Genomic DNA, 15,307 nt, shown 5'->3' on the forward strand with positions numbered 1-15,307 from the left:
TCGAACGCTACGGTTGCGGCATTCACCTACCGCGCAGCGGGTTCCCCGGCTGTTTCTGGTGTTTCTTCGTTCACGGATGTTGATCCGAGTTCCGCCTTCTACCGTGAGATTCTGTGGTCCACGCAGCAGTATGTCATTAATCCGGATTTCGGCGCTTTTAATGCGACGGACCTAGTGAATCGTGGTCAGCTGGAGCAGATGCTGTTCAATTTCCAGAACCGCGCTAAGTAAGCCAGGCTGACTCTAGCCTCAATACCCCGTGCACCTTGAGAGTCTTCTTCTCAGAGTGCACGGGGTTCAGCTTTTACCGGCTGATCAACCTGTGAAACGCCTCAAAACTTTCAAGCTTCCCTTGAGTGTTCTCTGACATCTACCTGAGGGTTTGATAGGGTGAAAATGTCCCCGCAACCGACGGGGCTTTCAACCACTTTTCTCATAGGGCGCGTGCAGATTCAACGGCGAATTCCCTACCCGCCGTTGAGCCCGCAGAGCCCTGCGAGAAACAACTTTAAGGATGTCTTATGTCCTCGCTTCCGAATTCTAAATATTCTTTCCTCCGCGCCGCTCAAGGTTGCAGCGCGCTGGCGTTGGCTGGTGCTATGGTTCTGCCGTTGGCCCCGGCACTGGCTCAGAATGCAGCTCCTGCCGCTGATGCCGCTGTTGCTGCCGCTACCCCGCAGGTAGCCGACCAGGACGCTGCGGCTACCCCGACCCTTGAGGTTTCCATCCCTGACGGTTACAAGTACGACGGCGTGAACCCCTCCCTCGTCACGACTGAGGGCGGTACCGTTCATGTGAAGGGCGCAGGTTACACCAAGGAGTGGCGCGCTCAGCACGGCACCGTGGCGCTGTACATTGCTCCCGCGAACTACGCGCCCTCCGGCTACGAGATTCCGACTTCGAAGATGCTGCGCTTCGTGGAGGGTCAGGACTTCACCATTGCCGATGACGGCACTTTTGAGGCTGATCTGAAGGTTGAGGCGTACAAGCTTGCTGCCTACTACTTCATCGATGATGACAACTTCCACGACCCGACCGGCGGCACCAAGTACGATGTCCTCTACGAAATTCGCGTGGTTGCTGAACAGAAGGATCAGAAGCCGCTGACCGCTCAGGATCTGTGGACCAGCAAGAACGTGGTGAGCACCCAGGTGCTGAATACTATGGGCGAGAAGCCGGCGCCGTTCGCACCGCGCCTGGGTTACAACGCTGTGACTGACCCCGCAAAATCACAGGATCTGAACGTTGGTGGCCAGGGGTTTAACGGCGATATTCACTCCGTTAGGGGCGTTCAGCTCGTGGTTCGTGAGAAGGGCTCGAACACCCCGGTTCTGGCAACCAGCGACATTATCGAGTTTGACCACCCCACCCAGTCTTCGGCGTACCGTGATGGCAACCTGAACGGTACCGTAAATCTTCCGGCAAACACTCTGAATGCTTCGAAGAAGTACGTGATTGAGGTCTGGGCTAACGACGGTTACGGCAATAACGGTAAGCTGATCGCACCGGTCGTGGGCAGGTCCACCAAGGGCCGCGGTACCCTACTCGCATGGCAGGACCTGGACCTGAACGGCACGAACGGTTATAGGGATGCTAACCTGCCCAACGCTCAGGACCCCAATGAGAACGATAACCAGAGCCCTGATCCTTCCGACGAGAAGCTGGAGACCCTCGCTACCCGCGGTGAGCTCGCAGCTGCCCTGTACATTCAGGCGGGCACCCCCGAGGTGAAGCTGCCTGAGACTTCTCCCTGGCCGGATGTGAAGACCACCGACCCGAACTTCCCCGCGTACGTGTGGGCTCGTCAGAAGGGTATTACCTTCGGCTGGTCGGACGGCAAGTTCCATGCTGATGCAGGCATTTCGAACGCTACCGTTGCGGCGTTCACCTACCGTGCGGCTGGTTCGCCCGCGGTTAAGGGCGACTCCCCGTACAGTGATGTGGCTCCCGGTTCGGCGTTCTACCGTGAGATTCTGTGGGCTCAGCAGAACAAGGTGGTGCTGAACGCTAACGGCGCTTTCGATGCTCAGTACATGGTGACTCATGGTGAGTTGGAGACTCTGATTGAGGCGTTCCAGGCTCGCGCTAAGTAAGGTCGTTTAGCCCGCCCGCATCCCCCTCGGGTTTTACCTTGAGGGCGCGTGCGGCGCGTCGGATAACTCTCTGGTTCCCCGTGCTCCCGAATGGTTTTCTGTTCGGGAGCACGGGGTTCAGCTTTTAACAGCTACCGCCGTGTGAGATTTCTCGAAACCTTAAAGTATTCCTTGAGTGTTTCCTGACAATCGTTCAACGCTTTGATAGGGTGAGGATATCCCCGATACCGAGGGGGATTTTCAACCACTTTTCTCATCGGGCGTGCGCAGATTCTGCGGCCGATTCCCAACCTGCCGGTAAGCTCGCGCAGCCCCGGAGAAATGACCCTAAGGATGTCTTATGTCCTCACTTCCGAACTCTAAGTCTTCATTCCTCCGCGCGGCTCGGAATTGTAGCGCACTCGCACTGGCGGGCGTGATGGTCCTGCCGCTGACCCCGGCGTTAGCCCAGGACGCAGCGCCCACCGCAAACGCGCCCGTTGCTAACGCACCGACTGCCAATACCCCCGCCCCTGCAACTCAGGATGTCGCGGATGAGCCGTCTTTCACCGTTGTCTATGAGGATTACTACTACCAGGACGGCCGTGACGTCTTCAAGCAAGAGGGCGACGGCCTGTACACCGGTGAGGACAGTAAAATTACGGTTCTGGGCACCGGCTTCACCAAGGAGTGGCGGGAGCAGCACGGCAAGGTTGTCATCTACATCGCGCCCGAGGAGAACGTCCCCTATAACGCTCTGCAGATTACCGACACTCTTCTGCGGTTTGAAGAGGGCAAGGACTTCACCATTGACGATGACGGCACCTTTGTCGCCCCTCTGAATGTTGAGGCTAATACTTTGCCGAGTTACTACACTCTCACGGAGTATTTCCCGGATATGACTCTGGACAAGGTGCGTTACGAGGTTGGCATCCTTGCCGAGCCCGAGGGCCAGCCGCAGTCGACCGTTCAGGATATCTGGGCTCGCAAGAACGTTGTGACGCATCACGGTCTGAGCACCAATGATTATCACTTCGACACCTTCGCACCTAAGTTGAAATACGACGCTTTGAAGGACACCACGAAGGATCAGGAGCTGCTGATTCAGGGTCAGGGCTTCGTAGGGACTGACATCCCCGGCGTTGAGGGCATGATGTACGTCATTCGCGAGAAGGGCACGGGTTCCCCCGTCCTGGTTATGAGCGAGATGAAGCGTTACGTCCACGGTGATGATGAATACGAGACGGGCCTGGAGGGAGGCTTCGCTTTCGTCAATCTCAAGATTCCCGCGAACACGCTGGATCCGTCCAAGCAGTACGTCATTGAGGCGTGGAGCGACTACGGTTACCCCAGCAAGACGGATAAGACTCTCATCACGCCGATGGTGGGTTTTGCCCCGGAGCACCGCGGCGTTCTTTTGGCGCACCAGGATTTGAAGTTTGAGGGTGTCCAGCGGTTCACGAATGCTTACGTACCCGTAGAGGAACGTATGTACTTTTCGACATCGCTGAACGACGAGGAACAGAAGCAGCCTGCCACCCGCGGTGAGCTGGCTTCCGCCCTTTATGAGATGAAGGGCAGCCCCAAGGTGGACCTTCCTGAAGTCTCTCCGTGGCCGGATGTGAAGACGGACAATCCGAACTACGCCGCCTACATTTGGGCTCGTGAAAAGGGCGTTACTTTCGGCGGACCTGACGGAAAGTTCCACGCGGAGGACGGTCTCACGAATGCAACCGTTGCCGCAATGATTTACCGTGCGTCTGGTTCACCGGAAGTATCGGGTGTTTCGTCCTTCCCGGATGTTACGCCGGATTCCGCGTTCTACCGTGAGATTCTGTGGGCTACCCAGCAGAATGTTATTACTCCCGAGACCGGCATGTTTGAACCGAATCATGCTGTGACCCGCATTGAATTGGACTGGATGTTGTTTTATTACCGGCATCGTGTGCTGAACCCTATCACTACCGGCCTGTATCGCATTGCTAACTAAGTAGGCCAGGTAACTAAGTAGGCCGGGCCGGTTCTAGCCCGGGTACCTCGTCACAACAGACGGGGTGCCCGGGCTCTTACGCGCTGAGGGAATCCGCGCGGATTCTTCTAGAGTTCTCGCCCCTAGAATTCTCGCCCTAGAGTTCCCACGCGGGGGCTGCGGCGGTGCTTGCCGAGTGCGCGTCCTGACCGGTTGCCATGCCGGTGGAGACGGTGAAGTCCCACGGGTCGGTGTTCAGTGCGGACAGCTTCGTTTCGATAGCGAAGCCGCGCTCAGCGAGCAGGGCGCGCAGGCGGTTTGCCGCCGACTGCAGCCAGAGGGATTCGCTAGCTGCATGGGAGCAATCAATCAGGGCGATGTTGCTACCGTCAACTCGTGCGGTTTCGCGGAATTCGCTGGCGGGGTGGTGGCGCAGGTCGGCGGTAATGTACACCTGCGCGTCAGTGGCGCGCACAGCGTCGAAGAGGGAGTCACCGGCACCACCGCAGAGGGCGACGCGGCGGATCGGCTGGTCGGCGCGTCCGGCGATGCGCAGGCCACCGGCGGTTGCGGGCAGTGCCGCTGCGAGGCGTTCTGCGAGCTCCTTGAGGGTGATTTCTTCGGGCAGGGTGCCGAGGCGGCCGGTGCCTACCGAGTGTTCCTGTTCGTCGAGTACCTGGGTTTGTGCTTCGGTGAGCGGTTCGCGGTCAATCAGGCCGATAGCGTCGCAGAGTGCTTCGTTCACGCCTTCAACGGCGGCATCGGCGTTGGTGTGCGCGCCGAGCAGGCCGCATCCGCCTTCGATAAGGGTGTGCAGTACATTGCCCTTGTAGTCGCTGTCGGGGATGAACTTTGCGCCGCGTAGCAGTAACGGGTGGTGGGTGATGAGTAGCTGCGCGCCTTCGGCTACGGCTTCTTCAGCGGTGGCGGTGAGGGCGTCTACTGCGAAGAGGACGGTGCTCACTTTAGCGGCGCCACGTCCGGCGACGAGGCCGGATGCGTCCCATCCGGCGGCGAGCTGCGGCGGGAAGAGCGTGTGGAAGGCGTCGACGACTTCTGCGAGGGTGGGGGTTTCTAGTTTTTCAGTCATACCTCTATTGTGGCAGGTGGCGCGGCGGCAGCTCAGGAATATTATGCGGCTCGGCGGTGTTCTTCAGGTAGTGTGGTTTTATAGTTCAAGGAGGAATCATGACTGATGTTGTTCTTGCCGGCGGCTGTTTCTGGTGCCTGGATGCGGTGTACCGCCAGTTCCGCGGGGTTGAGGAGAGCGTCTGCGGCTACACGGGCGGCGATACTCCCGACCCCGATTATCGTTCGGTGTGTTCGGGTGCGACCGGGCATCAGGAGGCGCTGAAGCTCAGCTTCGACCCGCAGGTCATTGACCTGGATACGGTGCTGGATATTTTCTTCACGAGCCACGACCCGACTAGCTGGGATCGTCAGGGTGCGGATACCGGTTCGCAGTACCGTTCGGTGCTTTTCTACGCGGATGAGCAGCAGCGTGAGGCATTTGAGCGTGCGGTGGCGCGTGCTCAGCAGCTGTACCCCTCCCCCATTGTTACGGAGATTAAGCCTCTGGGTGTGTTCTATGAGGCTGAGGATTATCACCAGAATTATTACGCGTTGAATCCGGCGCAGGGTTATTGTGCATTTGTGGTGAGCCCGAAGGTGGCTCACGCGCGCCGTAATTTTGCGCATCTGCTCCGTTAACTACTCTGCTAGCCGGTGGGCCCGGTTCAGCCGAGGCGTATTACGTTGTTCACCCCGTAGCTGTCTTTTGTTGTGTGGCAGCTATGGGGTGTCTTCATATGCGCCCGACTATTTGTTATTCGCCGGTGCTTTACGGTTGCTATAAGGTGCGCCCGGTATGATGGGGGTGTCGACTCACTCCCCACATCCGTTGACCTCACCGAAAGACTGCTGATGACTAGCCCCTCTTCTAAGCCCGTCGCCTTGAGCCGCCGCGCCGTGTTGGGTGCGGGCGGTGTTGGTCTTGCCGCTGTGTTGTCTGCGTGTGCGCGTACGGTGCATCCGCCGGTTGATGCTGCCACCTCTGAGTCAGCGAGCGCGAGCCCCTCTGCTTCGTCGACGTTGCCGTCTGCGAATAAGTCGTATCAGGGTAAGGTCACGTTCGATAACTTTGAGAAGAACGGCGAGTATGTGCCTGCCACGGCTGAGAAGAAGGCGCAGAATGTGCCCAAACCGATTATGCCGGAGAAGGTGCAGGAGCTGAGCATTGACGGTATTTATGCGCTGATTGGCTATTGGATTTCTAGCTTTAATTATTTGGCGTTGACGGGTGATATTGAGCCGTTGAAGAAGACGGATCCGAGTAGCGAATACTATAAGGAGCTTGAGCCGATGGTTAAGCTCTATGAGACGGGTCGCGGCTGGATTTACGATACGAGTGAGCCGATGTCTGTGTACCTGTTGACGGATACTCCCACGCAGGTTGAGGGCGACCGTATTCGTTATTTCTGGCGTGCTCGTTCCCTGGTTGATCAGAATGCGAAGAGGCATCTGACGGAGGGTGATAACCGCGATAAGTCGCTGGCTAGGGCAGAAGATTCTCAGGGTCAGGCGATGAGGATTGTTGTGGAGTATAAGGAGGGTGCTTGGTTTATGAGTACCCAGAAGGATAAGGATGCTGGTAAGAGCTCGGGTTCTGCGAGCACTTCGGCTTCCTAGTGCGCTAATTGCAGCTTTTTAGACCTTTCTTCGCAAAAGGATACAAGTAGTAACATTTGATATCTATATGCGTGTTTACGGTATGATATGGGTGTCAACTCACTCTATTTCCTTTGTTGACTTCTTTTGAAAGGCTGATAATGACGAGCCCTTCCCCCATATCTACCCGTGTGAGCCGCCGCGTGGCGCTGGGTGCGACCGCCGCTGGTGCACTTGCCGCGTTGACCGCTTGTGCTAGCGATATTCGCCCACTGGCTGATGGCTCGGCGTCTAACTCTACTTCCGGTTCTGCTAGTGCATCCGCGAGCGCTTCAGCTAGTGCCTCAGCTAGCGCTTCGCCTTCTGCTTCTTCCGGCAAGCATTATAAGGGCCTCGTGAAGTTTGATAACTTCGAGAAGAACGGCGAGTACGTTCCGGCGACCGCCACTCATAAGGCGCAGAACGTGCCCAAGCCCCTCGTTCCGGCGAACATGAACGAGCAGAACGTTGACGGTATTTACGCGTTCGTTGGTTATTGGTTGGCGAGTTCCAACTATCTGCTAATGACCGGCGATTCTGAGCCGCTGCAGAAGGTCGAATCTGCGGATGCACTGGAGAATTACCGGAATTTGACGGTTGCCTATGAAAATAATGCGGGCTGGCTCTACGGTGCGGATACTCCTATTACTCTTGAGTTGCTTTCTGATTCACCGCAGAAAATTTCCGGTAGCCGAATTCGCTATGACTGGTTGGGATACATGAGTTACAGCGCAGACATGAAGATTCACGCTGAAGGTCAGGGCCCTGATGAACCCTTTATGGAGGATAGCTCGCGGGAACTGACGAAGGTTGGTGTGGAGTACAAGGACGGTAAGTGGATTATGCTCACCGGCGATGAGAGCTCTTCTTCGGCGGCTTCCGATTCTTCTTCGAGTTCTTCTTCTGTCTAAGCACCTATCCTATGGGTAAGGTCTAACGGCTTAAGATAGGCTTCTCTCCCCCCCCCCGGTAATGCACCGTGGGCGGGGGTTTCTTTATGCCGGAACTCGGTGATGCTTTGCTGCGGCATTTAGATTGCTTTGCAGCGGTATTAGGTTGCTTTGTCATCGGCACTCGATGACGGCTACTGCCGGGTATCTGTGTGCTTACCGGTATGATGAGGTTGTCAACTCACTCAATTTCCTTTGTTGACTTCCTTTGAAAGGCTGATAATGACGAGCCATTCCCCCACCTCTGTTGGCATGTCCCGCCGCGTGGTGCTGGGTGCAACCGGCGCCGGTATGCTGGCTGCATTGACCGCGTGCGCTAGCGATATCCGTCCGCTGGCTGATAGTTCCCCCTCCGGTGAGGCCTCGGCGAGTGCGTCCGAAAGCGCATCCGCGAGCGCTTCGGCATCGGCTTCGTCTTCCTCTTCTGACAAGTCCTATAAGGGCCTTGTGAAGTTCGATAACTTCGAGAAGAACGGCGAATACGTTCCTGCTACGGCTGAGAAGAAGGCACAGAATGTGCCCAAACCTCTCGTTCCGGCGAACATGAACGAGCAGAACATTGATGGCATGTATGCGTTCATTGGCTACTGGCTGGCGAGCTTCAACTATGTGCTGATGACCGGTGATGCTGAGCCGATGAAGAAGGCTGACCCTGCAGATGTGTATGCGAAGAGCCTGCAGGAATTTACGTTGATGTACGAGAGTGATCTGGGCTGGATGTACGGTACGGACACCCCGGTTACTATGGAGTTGATTAGTAGTGCACCGCAGAAGCCTTCCGGTAGCGGCACCCGTTACTACTGGCCGGGCTACATGAACTACAGCGCAGATGCGAAGATTCATCGTAAGGGTAAGTCTGACCTACCTTTTAAGACGTCTTCTAGCCCGAATGGCAAGCTGATGAAGGCTGCTGTGGAGTACAAGGACGGTAAGTGGTTTATGCTTACCGGCAATGAGGGCTCTTCTTCGGCGGCTTCCGGTTCTTCTTCTAACTCTTCTTCTGTCTAGACCCCACCATAACGGTTCAGGCCTAACGGTTTAAGATAGGCTTCTCCCCCGCCTGCGGTCATGCACCGTGGGTGGGGGTTTCTTTTGCCAAAAACCCAGGGAACACTCAGGGGGAAACCCTGCGGGTGTTCGGGGTCGGCTGAGAGTGCCTCGGGTACGCTTAACGTATATACATTGACGTACTACATATGGTCTTTACCTGCAGGTTTGAGCCTCGTGCTGACGGCTTTGTGGGTGAAGGATCCGACGAAGGACTTCCGATGACTACTTTCTTCACTCGACGTACCGCTCTGGGTGTTGCTGTTGCGGGTGCACTTTCTGCGTTGACTGCGTGCGCTAGCGATATTCGCCCACTGGCTGGCAGCACCGGCTCAGCTTCTCCGTCGGAGGCGGCGACCACCTCCGAATCTGCGTCTGCATCGGCGTCTGCTGGCGCATCGGCGTCTCCTTCTGCTTCGGCGCCTGCGAGTGCTTCTGTAGCCTCGGGTCTTCCGTCTTCGGGTAAGTCCTATAAGGGTCCAATGAAGTTTGATAGCTATGAGAAGACCGGTGAGTACGTTCCGGCGAGCGCTACGCAGATGGCGCAGAATATGCCGAAGCCTGTTCCTCCGGCGAATATGAAGGAGCACAGCGTTGATGGTGCGTATGCTTTCTTGAGTTTCTGGCTGGCGAGCTTGAATTACCTCATGATGACGGGTAACCCTGGTCCGATTGAGATCGTTTACCATGATGGTTACGGCTGGGAGAAGTATCCCAGCACGATTAAGCTGTATGCGTCGGGTTTGGGTTGGGTGTACGGTACGGAAACTCCGTATATTGTTGAGCTGCTGACGGATGCGCCCCGTGAGGTGCCGGGTAGCAATAATACTCGCTTTATTTGGGAGGGCTATTCCTATATGGATCCCAAGATGATGCGGCATTACAATGGTCAGCCGGAGAAGGCGACGAGCGCTGATGAGTCGAAGAAGAAGGTGGCGAGGTTCCGACTGGATTACAAGGACGGCAAGTGGGAGTTGTCTAGCGCCGCATAGTTGCCGTATTGCTGAAGGTTCCCTCGCATGCTGACTTCTCATGATGGAAGACCCCGCACCTGGTAAAACGCTGGGTGTGGGGTCTTAATTTTCTGAACATTCGAAGTGGTCACGGGGCTATTTGGTGGCTCTCGGGTAACCTTAAAGGTGTATACATTGACGTACTGATAGGTCTTTACAGGGCGTCTACGCCTGCTCTGGCGCACGGTGTTTTTATCTGTTCTGTATTGATTCCAACGAAGGGCTTCCGATGACTACCTTCTTCACTCGACGTACTCTCCTGGGCGTGGGTGCGACCGGTATTCTTGCAGCGCTGACTGCGTGCGCTACTGATATTCGTCCGCTGTCGCAGGGTTCCGGCGGTTCCTCTGGTTCGGCTTCTAATGCTGCTTCTGGCGCTACTTCTGGCGTGGCTTCCTCTTCTACGAGCGCCTCTGCGTCGCCTTCTCCTACCGATGATCACACGCCCGGCTCATACGTGGGCCCGATTAAGTTCAATAACTACGAGCGGAGCGGCACCTACATTCCGGCGAGTGCGGAGGCGCCGGCGCAGAACGTGCCGAAGCCTCTTATCCCGGAGAAGATGAAGGAGAACAGCCCCGAGGGTGCTTACGCTCTGATGGGTTATTGGCTTGCTTCCCAGAATTATCTGATTCTGACCGGCGATGTTGAGCCGCTGATGAAGGCGGATCCTGCGAAGGCTTTTTTGAGGAACTCTAGGACCATGATTAAGCTCTACGAGTCGGGTCTGGGTTGGATTTACGGTTCGGATCAGCCGTACAAGATTGAGATTGCGGAGAATGAGCTTCAGCCGGTTGCTAATAAGCAGGACCGTTATGAATGGCTTGTGACTGTTGCTTATGATCCTGCCGCTAAGTACCACATTGAGGGTGAGCCTGATGCGACTATCGTTGAGGAGGAAAAGACGATTCCTCGCACGACGAAGTTCATCATGGAGTACAAAGAGGGCATGTGGCGCATGCTCTTGGACAATAACAGTTAAATTCCGCTCCTTCTGATACTCACCACTTAAGGATTTCTGATGACGACTTTCCTTTCTCGGCGTGCTGCCCTACTAGCTGCCGGTGCGGGCGCTATTACGATGCTGAGTGCCTGCTCCAGCGATATTCGTCCGTTGGCTGATAGCTCCCCGTCTGCTTCTGGAGAGGCTTCCTCTTCAGCAAGTTCTAGCGCCTCTGCTAGCCCCTCCGCTTCTGCTAGCTCATCCTCTGCGGATGGTTCTTCTGAGAAGTCTTATCTGGGGCCGGTAAAGTTCGATAACTATGAGAAGAAGGGTGAGTACGTCCCCGCGGATGAGACGCACAAGGCGCAGAATGTACCCAAGCCCCTCCCTCCGGCGAATATGCATGAGAAAACCATTGATGGCGCATACTCTGCCTTTAGTTTTTGGCTTGCCAGCGTCAACTATCTGGTGCTCACCGGTGACGATGAGCCGTTGAAGCAGGCTGACCCCTCCGGCAGGGATGTGAAGTCTTTCCATGATTACGTGACTTTTTATGAGTCCAATGAGGGGTGGTTTTACGGTTCGGAGCATGCGCTTCAGGCTGAGATGATGACCCCGCAACCTGAGAAGGTATCGGGTAGCGACTCCCTCTACTACTGGCGTATCACGCTGTCCAAGGACTCTAAGGCGATGATGCATGTTGAGGGTAAGGGAAACAGGCCTATGTACCAGAACACTTCCATGGAGCCTGAGCTTTCCGACCTGAAATTGTCGTATCAGGACGGCAAGTGGTTCACTTACCCCACCAAGGTACATGGACAAGGCTCTGCGAGCCCGAGCACCAAAGCATCCGATGAGGCTAACGCTAAGAATGCCTAGAGCATCTTTGCTGAGTCCGTCTTAGGGGCGGGGATTCACCTCGCTTACAGGCGCATAAGATTTAGGGCTTAGGCCCATGACCCTACGCACTACTTAAGGATTTTTCATGGCAACTTTTCTTTCTCGACGTGCCGCACTAGCGGCTGCTACCGGTGCCGGTGCGGCTGTAGCGCTGACTGCCTGCGCTAGCGATATCCGCCCGCTGGCTGATAGCTCTTCTTCTCCTTCCGGTGAGGCTTCACCTTCGGCAAGTGCTTCTGAATCTGCGAGCGCATCCGCTTCAGCGTCTGCCGCTGATTCCGGCAAGAAGTCGTACAAGGGCACGGTGAAGCTCGACAAGTACGAGAAGAACGGCGAGTACGTTCCTGCCACGGCTGAAAAGAAGGCACAGAACGTGCCGAAGCCTGTTGTTCCGGAGAAGATGAACGAGGCAACCGTTGAAGGCATGTACCAGTTCCTCAGCTACTGGCTGGCGAGCTTCAATTACATGTTTATGACGGGCGATTACGAGCCGCTTAAGAAGGCTGACCCTGAAGGCCGCTATGCGAACGAGGGCAGCAATGCTGTTATCATCTACTCTTCCGGCAGGGGCTGGGTATACGACACGGATGCGCCGGTTACCGTTCAGCTTCTGACCGACGCCCCGAAGAAGGTCGCGGGCGGACCCAACCGCTACGATTGGCTCGGACGCATCATCTATGACCCCAACGCGAAGATCCACATTGAGGGTCAGGACCCCGCTCCCCTAGTCGATGGATCCACTAAGAGCGAGGCAACCAACTTCGCGACGGACTACAAGGACGGTGCGTGGTACATGCTCAGTGATGAGGATGCTGATGCATCCTCTTCCGAGAAGAGCAGCGCTAGCGCCTAAAACCCGCCTCTAAGCGGCTGGTTCTAAAAGTGAGGGAAGCTCCCGTATGCAGTTGAGATTGCATGCGGGGGCTTCCTCTTTACCTACGTGCGGTGGCGATGTTCCCTTATGCGTTCATGAGCGGACTTTGAACATGCGTCAGTTCCTTCGGGTACGCTTAAAAGTACACTGACAAACCGTTTAGGGGTTCTCATGCCTACTTTCGTTACTCGCCGCACCGCCCTGGGCGTTGCTACCGCTGCCGCGCTCGCCTCCCTGACTGCCTGCGCAAGTGATATTCGCCCATTGGAGGACCCGAGCGTAGTTGACCCGATGCGCCCCTACAAGGGTGACTTAAAATTCAATAGCTACAAGTCCACCGGAACCTACCGCCCCGCAAGCACCACGAAGAAGGCGGAGAACCCGCCCATGCCCGTTCCTCCCGAGAACATAAAGTCGAAGACGATCTCGGGCATGTATGCGGCGCTGGGCTACTGGCTCGCAGCCCTGAACTATCTGACGGTTACCGGCGACGCTGCCCCGTTCAAGGACGTGGACCTAGACGGTATCTACGTACAGAAGATGAAGATATACGTAGACTTGTACGCGAAGGATGAGGGGTGGATGTACGGCACCGATACGCCGCTCTTGGCTGAGCTGATCGAAGAGACTCCACAGAAGGTTGACGATGAGCAGTACCGTTGGAAGGGTATTGGCCGTAACCATAAGGCCGCCGTTCTCCATTACGTACCGGAGGACAGGGATATTCACATTGCAGATACAAGCGGCAGCTCTGCTAATGATGAGGTCACTTTTGTGTTGAATTATCGGAACAATACGTGGATGGTCACCATTGAGACGAAAAGCTCTTCGACAGCTACCCCCGATTCCTCGGGCGGAAGCAATTCTGGCCTCAACGTTTAGGATGCAGTGGCATAGACACCGACACCACGTACGCCCAACAAACAGCACTTTTCGTTAGCTAACGCAGTTTTTGTAGTTTTTTCCCAGGTTTGATACCCAAGAAATCATAAACATATCCAAATACACTAAGGTACCCTGAAATAGATACACCGATAATCTATTGAAGGGTACCTTATGTCTACCTTCGTGACCCGACGCGCCGCCCTTGGCATCGCCGCCACCGCAGCGCTCGCCTCCTTGACCGCCTGCGCAAGCGATATTCGCCCGCTCAGCGACCAGAGCACGCCCGATACACAGCGCTCCTACAAGGGCGAGCTGAAGTTTAACGGCTACGAATCACGCGGCACCTACATTCCCGCAACCAGCTCGAAAAAGGCGGAGAATCCGCCCAAGCCTGTCCCTCCTGCAGAGATGAAAGCCAAAACGACGGAGGGCATGTACGCCGCCATAAACTACTGGTTGGCTTCTTTCAATTACCTTATGATTACCGGCGACATTGAGCCCTTTAAGGCTGTGGATATAAACCGAAACGATATCTACAAGGCCGAACCTTTCGTCGAATTTTATGAGAAGAACACTGGCTGGGTGTACGGTACTGATGCGCCGTTCTCAGCAGAACTGACCGAGGACGCTCCGCAGAAGGTTGACGAACAACAGTACCGCTGGCTGGGTGTTGGCCGATATAACAAGGAAGCAAAGATTCACTACACAGATGGCAGGGAACTCACCATGGCCTCATTGAGCAGCGGCCCCGGTGATTATGAGTTCTTCTTTATCTTGGAGTATCAGGATGGCGCCTGGACGGTTCGGAATGAACCAGCCAAACCTACAACAAGCTCACCCAACTCAAGCGCGAGCAGCTCCGGCGCCCCCGTTTAGAACCCCGGCCATATCGTAGTCGTGCGAAAATCTCTGTGCCCCGTGTTTTTCGTCATCTACCGCCGCTTTTACGGCGTTGAAGGCGCACACAACATTGGGCTGGCCGCTCCCCTGCGATATTCTGGAATTAGTTCAATACCGGCACATACTTTATTCACCTCAGAAAGAGCCCCATGTCTACCATGTATACCCGCCGCACCGCCCTGACCGCACTGGGTCTGGGCACTGCCGCGCTTCTTGCCGCATGTTCCTCAAAGTCCTCCGAATCTTCAGCAACCGCGAGCGCATCCGCACCCGAGTCTTCGGCATCCGCGAGCGCTACCGCATCCGTCTCCCCCACCGCGGAGGCAACCACCACCATTGAACCCGGCCCCAGCATGAAGGGTGAGGTCGTTCTTGCCGACTACTCCTCCACCGGCACTTTTGAGCCCGGCACCAAGGAGCACAAGGCAGTGAACGTCGCGATTCCCGTGGAGCCGGCGAAGCTGCGTGAGAACAGTGTTGAGGGTCTGCACGCGTTCATTGCGTACTGGCAGGCTACCCTGAACTACCTGCTGCTGACCGGTGACGGTGCACGCTTCACGAACATTGACCACACCGGCGATTACTCGACTGTGGCTGAGTTCTTCCAGAGCATGTACGCTTCGGAGACCGGCTGGGTTATTGGTTCGGAGCGTCCGATGGTTCTGTCGTTGACTGCTGACCGCCCGACCAAGGATACCCGCACCGGCTACTACACTTGGGCAACCGAGATGGTGATTGATGGCGCTGAGGGTGCTGGCGTGTACAGCAAGACCAATGATCGTGTGCAGCCGCTGACTGAGGTGTTCAAGTACCCCGGTAAGCCGGTGGCTGGTCAGATTGTGGCGCATTACCAGGACGGCACTTGGCGTATGGTGCGTCGCGCTCCGGGTACTGCTTCTGCTTCGCCGGTTCCGTCGCTGAGCCCGAGCGCTTCGGCTGAGGGTTCTGCCTCTGCGGAGGCTACCACTGCTTCTGCTGAGGCATCGGCACAGTAGATTCCGGGTCCCATATACCGCTGAGAAGCCACATGTGTTTCGAGAAGCCACCA

At 56.1% G+C, this 15,307-nt stretch carries 14 protein-coding genes and 1 pseudogene; 14 read left to right on the forward strand and 1 reads right to left on the reverse strand.

Features of this window, described 5'->3' with window-relative positions:
- From HMPREF2712_RS07930 to HMPREF2712_RS07940, 3 genes and pseudogenes are all read left to right on the forward strand, one after another.
- Positions 1 to 231: pseudogene (locus HMPREF2712_RS07930) on the forward strand (S-layer homology domain-containing protein); the annotation flags it as partial.
- A 290-nt stretch (positions 232 to 521) separates the two neighbouring features.
- Entirely contained in the window at positions 522 to 2,093 is a 1,572-nt protein-coding gene (locus HMPREF2712_RS07935; RefSeq protein WP_070819716.1) for a gluconolactonase, read from the forward strand.
- Positions 2,094 to 2,433: 340 nt separating this feature from the next.
- Positions 2,434 to 4,062, forward strand: a complete 1,629-nt coding sequence (locus HMPREF2712_RS07940; protein ID WP_070819717.1) for an S-layer homology domain-containing protein — start codon at positions 2,434 to 2,436, stop codon at positions 4,060 to 4,062.
- Between the two features lie 136 nt (positions 4,063 to 4,198).
- Here the strand turns inward: HMPREF2712_RS07940 and HMPREF2712_RS07945 are convergent, their stop codons facing one another.
- A complete protein-coding gene (locus tag HMPREF2712_RS07945) occupies positions 4,199 to 5,131 on the reverse strand; it encodes a Nif3-like dinuclear metal center hexameric protein (RefSeq protein WP_070819718.1) in 933 nt (310 codons plus the stop codon).
- 98 nt (positions 5,132 to 5,229) lie between these two features.
- On the opposite strand from HMPREF2712_RS07945, the gene msrA reads away from it, so the two are divergent.
- The 11 genes from msrA (at position 5,230) to HMPREF2712_RS08000 (ending at position 15,254) form a co-directional block, all read left to right on the forward strand.
- Positions 5,230 to 5,751, forward strand: a complete 522-nt coding sequence (msrA, locus tag HMPREF2712_RS07950) for a peptide-methionine (S)-S-oxide reductase MsrA (protein WP_049341410.1) — start codon at positions 5,230 to 5,232, stop codon at positions 5,749 to 5,751.
- 213 nt (positions 5,752 to 5,964) lie between these two features.
- Positions 5,965 to 6,729 (forward strand): DUF6318 family protein, encoded by a 765-nt coding sequence (locus HMPREF2712_RS07955; RefSeq protein ID WP_070616697.1) that lies wholly within the window; start codon positions 5,965 to 5,967, stop codon positions 6,727 to 6,729.
- A 140-nt stretch (positions 6,730 to 6,869) separates the two neighbouring features.
- On the forward strand, positions 6,870 to 7,658 hold the full coding sequence (locus HMPREF2712_RS07960) for a DUF6318 family protein (RefSeq protein ID WP_083323953.1): 789 nt from the start codon (positions 6,870 to 6,872) through the stop codon (positions 7,656 to 7,658).
- A gap of 261 nt (positions 7,659 to 7,919) precedes the next feature.
- Entirely contained in the window at positions 7,920 to 8,705 is a 786-nt protein-coding gene (locus tag HMPREF2712_RS07965; protein WP_070819719.1) for a DUF6318 family protein, read from the forward strand.
- A 260-nt stretch (positions 8,706 to 8,965) separates the two neighbouring features.
- Complete coding sequence (locus HMPREF2712_RS07970; RefSeq protein WP_070688196.1) at positions 8,966 to 9,736, forward strand: DUF6318 family protein; 771 nt, start codon at positions 8,966 to 8,968, stop codon at positions 9,734 to 9,736.
- A 250-nt stretch (positions 9,737 to 9,986) separates the two neighbouring features.
- Positions 9,987 to 10,739, forward strand: a complete 753-nt coding sequence (locus tag HMPREF2712_RS07975) for a DUF6318 family protein (protein WP_070819720.1) — start codon at positions 9,987 to 9,989, stop codon at positions 10,737 to 10,739.
- A gap of 39 nt (positions 10,740 to 10,778) precedes the next feature.
- On the forward strand, positions 10,779 to 11,579 hold the full coding sequence (locus HMPREF2712_RS07980; protein ID WP_070819721.1) for a DUF6318 family protein: 801 nt from the start codon (positions 10,779 to 10,781) through the stop codon (positions 11,577 to 11,579).
- Between the two features lie 106 nt (positions 11,580 to 11,685).
- Entirely contained in the window at positions 11,686 to 12,453 is a 768-nt protein-coding gene (locus HMPREF2712_RS07985) for a DUF6318 family protein (RefSeq protein WP_070819722.1), read from the forward strand.
- Between the two features lie 192 nt (positions 12,454 to 12,645).
- A complete protein-coding gene (locus HMPREF2712_RS07990) occupies positions 12,646 to 13,356 on the forward strand; it encodes a DUF6318 family protein (protein WP_049357595.1) in 711 nt (236 codons plus the stop codon).
- Positions 13,357 to 13,530: 174 nt separating this feature from the next.
- The gene (locus HMPREF2712_RS07995) at positions 13,531 to 14,235 is read left to right on the forward strand and encodes a DUF6318 family protein (protein ID WP_070819723.1); all 705 of its coding nucleotides are present in this window, start codon (positions 13,531 to 13,533) and stop codon (positions 14,233 to 14,235) included.
- A gap of 173 nt (positions 14,236 to 14,408) precedes the next feature.
- Positions 14,409 to 15,254: a DUF6318 family protein gene (locus tag HMPREF2712_RS08000; RefSeq protein ID WP_070616682.1), complete on the forward strand. Its 846-nt coding sequence runs from the start codon at positions 14,409 to 14,411 to the stop codon at positions 15,252 to 15,254.
- The last annotated feature ends 53 nt before the right edge of the window (positions 15,255 to 15,307 follow it).

This window comes from Rothia sp. HMSC064F07 (assembly GCF_001837265.1).
Classification (GTDB): Bacteria; Actinomycetota; Actinomycetes; order Actinomycetales; family Micrococcaceae; genus Rothia; species Rothia mucilaginosa.

Coding starts and splice junctions, on each gene's coding strand:
- HMPREF2712_RS07935 (WP_070819716.1), top strand. CDS start 522: ATGTCCTCGCTTCCGAATTCTAAATATTCTTTCCTCCGCGCCGCTCAA.
- HMPREF2712_RS07940 (WP_070819717.1), top strand. CDS start 2,434: ATGTCCTCACTTCCGAACTCTAAGTCTTCATTCCTCCGCGCGGCTCGG.
- HMPREF2712_RS07945 (WP_070819718.1), bottom strand. CDS start 5,131: ATGACTGAAAAACTAGAAACCCCCACCCTCGCAGAAGTCGTCGACGCC.
- msrA (WP_049341410.1), top strand. CDS start 5,230: ATGACTGATGTTGTTCTTGCCGGCGGCTGTTTCTGGTGCCTGGATGCG.
- HMPREF2712_RS07955 (WP_070616697.1), top strand. CDS start 5,965: ATGACTAGCCCCTCTTCTAAGCCCGTCGCCTTGAGCCGCCGCGCCGTG.
- HMPREF2712_RS07960 (WP_083323953.1), top strand. CDS start 6,870: ATGACGAGCCCTTCCCCCATATCTACCCGTGTGAGCCGCCGCGTGGCG.
- HMPREF2712_RS07965 (WP_070819719.1), top strand. CDS start 7,920: ATGACGAGCCATTCCCCCACCTCTGTTGGCATGTCCCGCCGCGTGGTG.
- HMPREF2712_RS07970 (WP_070688196.1), top strand. CDS start 8,966: ATGACTACTTTCTTCACTCGACGTACCGCTCTGGGTGTTGCTGTTGCG.
- HMPREF2712_RS07975 (WP_070819720.1), top strand. CDS start 9,987: ATGACTACCTTCTTCACTCGACGTACTCTCCTGGGCGTGGGTGCGACC.
- HMPREF2712_RS07980 (WP_070819721.1), top strand. CDS start 10,779: ATGACGACTTTCCTTTCTCGGCGTGCTGCCCTACTAGCTGCCGGTGCG.
- HMPREF2712_RS07985 (WP_070819722.1), top strand. CDS start 11,686: ATGGCAACTTTTCTTTCTCGACGTGCCGCACTAGCGGCTGCTACCGGT.
- HMPREF2712_RS07990 (WP_049357595.1), top strand. CDS start 12,646: ATGCCTACTTTCGTTACTCGCCGCACCGCCCTGGGCGTTGCTACCGCT.
- HMPREF2712_RS07995 (WP_070819723.1), top strand. CDS start 13,531: ATGTCTACCTTCGTGACCCGACGCGCCGCCCTTGGCATCGCCGCCACC.
- HMPREF2712_RS08000 (WP_070616682.1), top strand. CDS start 14,409: ATGTCTACCATGTATACCCGCCGCACCGCCCTGACCGCACTGGGTCTG.